Raw genomic sequence first — 2,868 nt, 5'->3', positions numbered from 1 at the left:
GGGGAAGTGGGGAAGTGGGGGAATTTCAACTAATACCCCAAAACCCTAAAACCCTAAAACCCTAACCCCCAAACTGATGCAGCCTTAACCGGTTATTGGACATTCCACCAACCGAAAGCTGGCCCAACAAAACGAATAACCACCCAAACCCCAGCTAAAACTCCTATACCAATCCAGGCACCCCTAGTGGTTAACTTGTAAGCTTGGGATGCTTGACTTTTGGTAATTGGTAGCCAAGGCAGGATATTTTCTTCCTGTCCATACTTATCACCCAGGGCCGATTGACGACGTTTTGATTCACCCATACTAATGTCAATTATTAAGAGGTTTTTCTCTGATTGTATATCGAAAGACAACCGCCTACACCCAATCCTAGTCCATCAAGGAGGGCGATCGAAACTGACGGCCGATGACCGACTATTATAAAATTAAAGGTTGCGACTGAAACGAGAATGATAATTATGGCAACCATTAACAGTAATTACTTAAAACTAAAAGCGGGTTATCTTTTCCCGGAAATTGCCCGACGAGTCCAAGCTTTTGCGGCAGCCAATCCCGATGCTAATATTATCCGTCTGGGGATTGGGGATGTCACCGAACCTTTGCCCCTAGCTTGTCGCGAGGCCATGATCAAAGCGGTGGAGGAAATGGGCGATCGTTCTAGCTTTAAGGGTTACGGGCCCGAACAGGGTTATGCTTGGTTAAGGGAGAAAATCGCCGTCCATGATTTTCAGGCTCGCGGTTGTGAGATAAGTGCCGATGAAATCTTTATTTCCGACGGTTCTAAGTGCGATACGGGCAATATTCTCGATATTTTTGGAGATAATAACTCGATCGCTGTTACTGACCCAGTATATCCCGTTTACGTTGATACTAACGTTATGGCTGGACACACGGGAGAGGTCAACAAACGCGGCGAATACGAGGGCTTGATTTATCTGCCAATTACCGCCGAAAATAACTTTACTGCCCAGATTCCGACGGAAAAAGTCGATTTAATCTATCTCTGTTTTCCCAATAATCCCACCGGGGCCACAGCTACCAAAGAACACTTGACAGCTTGGGTTAATTATGCTAGGGCCAACGGATCGATTATCTTTTTTGATGCAGCCTACGAGGCCTTTATCACCGATGCCAGTTTACCCCACTCCATCTACGAAATCGAGGGGGCGCGGCAATGTGCGATCGAATTTCGCTCTTTTTCTAAAAATGCCGGTTTTACTGGGACTCGTTGCGCTTTAACCGTGGTTCCCCAAAGTCTGATGGCCAAAGCTGCCGACGGCAGCGATGTGCAACTCTGGAAACTGTGGAATCGTCGGCAATCGACCAAATTTAACGGCGTTTCCTACATTGTCCAACGGGGGGCCGAGGCGGTTTATTCCCCAGAAGGACAAGCACAAGTACAAGAACTTGTCAAGTTTTATTTACAAAATGCAACAATTATCCGAGAAAAATTAACCGCCGCCGGTTTAGAAGTCCATGGTGGCGTAAATGCTCCCTACGTTTGGGTAAAAACGCCCCAGGGTCTATCCAGTTGGGATTTCTTCGATAAACTGCTACATACCTGTAATGTGGTGGGAACTCCTGGATCTGGTTTTGGGGCCGCCGGAGAGGGTTATTTCCGGCTGTCGGCTTTTAATAGTCGTGCCAATGTCGAGGCCGCTATGAAGAGAATTATCGATAAATTTCAAGGCTAATGGTCAAAAGAGGGATGTTTGTGGAAGCATCCCTCAACAACCCCATCGGGAATTGATAGACTGTTGACATACTCACCGACAACGGCTCACCGATGCGACCCTTTTGGCTAGAATCCTTACAGGTAGAAAGATTAACGATCGCAATTGCTGGCCTACCGGCACATCTGCAAGGGATCAAGTTGGTGCAGTGGTCAGATCTGCACTGCGATGAACAGCATTTGCCTGTAGCTGTCCTGCAAGAAGCGATCGCCATTACTAATCAGGAAAAACCCGATCTCATCTTCCTGACGGGGGACTTTATTACCTATAGTCCCCAGCCAATTTTTACCCTAGTTGATAGCATAAAAGCTCTCAAAAGTCAAGGGGGTATTTATGCTTGTTTAGGAAATCATGACAGTTATCTTCCCAACGCAAGGGAAACGGTCAGATCAGCCCTAACTAGCGTGGGAATTCGGGTACTCTGGAATGAAATCGTCACACCCTACGGCGAAAATTTTCCCATCGTCGGATTGGCCGATTATTGGTCCGGGGAATTTTTACCGCAAATCCTCGAGCAAATTTCCCCCGATATACCCAGACTCGTCCTTTCCCATAATCCCGATACAGCCATGATTTTAAAGGATTGGCGCGTGGATTTGCAGTTATCCGGTCATACCCACGGAGGCCAAGTGACTATCCCCGGTATCGGTTCGCTACCGATAATTTTAGAGGAACTTAGGCGATCGCTGCCCGAACCCTATGGTCAATGGGTTCCCCTTCATCGGCAGTTCAGCAGAGTAGTCCGATACTGGCAATGGTCCGAGGGATTTCATCGAGTCGGGGAAAATCAATTATACGTGAATCGCGGCTTAGGGACCTATTTTCCCGGTCGTCTTTTTTGTCCCCCCGAAGTGACGGTAATTACTTTGATCAACAGTAGTCAGTAGCCGGTTGTCAGTGGCCAGTCGTCAGTAGTCAAGAGATTATTTTTATTTATTCTCCCCACTCCCATCTCCTAACAGGTATGGGTTTATTACAAAGAGGTGAGCAGTCACACACTCAAGGTGAGAAAATCAAGCTAGAGATTTAGAGGAGCATCGTGAAAGGCAATGCTGAAAAACAAATATCTCAAGCAGTGGTCGTGCATAGTATCAGAACATCTGCCCCATTTGTCAATACCGCAAGCTATCGG

Annotated in this window: 3 protein-coding genes; 2 read left to right on the top strand and 1 reads right to left on the bottom strand. The window is 47.0% G+C overall.

Annotated features, from left to right (window positions below; all coding sequences use genetic code 11):
* Positions 1-92: 92 nt before the first annotated feature.
* Positions 93-305: a DUF2839 domain-containing protein gene (locus IQ234_RS20435; RefSeq protein WP_002759416.1), complete on the bottom strand. Its 213-nt coding sequence runs from the start codon at positions 303-305 to the stop codon at positions 93-95.
* A gap of 156 nt (positions 306-461) precedes the next feature.
* Here IQ234_RS20435 and IQ234_RS20430 point away from each other — a divergent pair, with 156 nt between their 5' ends.
* Positions 462-1,697: an LL-diaminopimelate aminotransferase gene (locus tag IQ234_RS20430; RefSeq protein WP_193958417.1), complete on the top strand. Its 1,236-nt coding sequence runs from the start codon at positions 462-464 to the stop codon at positions 1,695-1,697.
* A 92-nt stretch (positions 1,698-1,789) separates the two neighbouring features.
* Positions 1,790-2,623 (top strand): metallophosphoesterase, encoded by an 834-nt coding sequence (locus IQ234_RS20425; protein ID WP_193958416.1) that lies wholly within the window; start codon positions 1,790-1,792, stop codon positions 2,621-2,623.
* Positions 2,624-2,868 lie beyond the last annotated feature (245 nt).

The sequence above is a fragment of the Microcystis aeruginosa LEGE 91341 genome (assembly GCF_015206885.1).
GTDB lineage: Bacteria > Cyanobacteriota > Cyanobacteriia > Cyanobacteriales > Microcystaceae > Microcystis > Microcystis aeruginosa_H.
Note: the sequence above shows the minus strand (reverse complement) of the source record. Positions and strands in the feature narration are given on the sequence as shown.

Coding starts and splice junctions, on each gene's coding strand:
- IQ234_RS20435 (WP_002759416.1), bottom strand. CDS start 305: ATGGGTGAATCAAAACGTCGTCAATCGGCCCTGGGTGATAAGTATGGA.
- IQ234_RS20430 (WP_193958417.1), top strand. CDS start 462: ATGGCAACCATTAACAGTAATTACTTAAAACTAAAAGCGGGTTATCTT.
- IQ234_RS20425 (WP_193958416.1), top strand. CDS start 1,790: ATGCGACCCTTTTGGCTAGAATCCTTACAGGTAGAAAGATTAACGATC.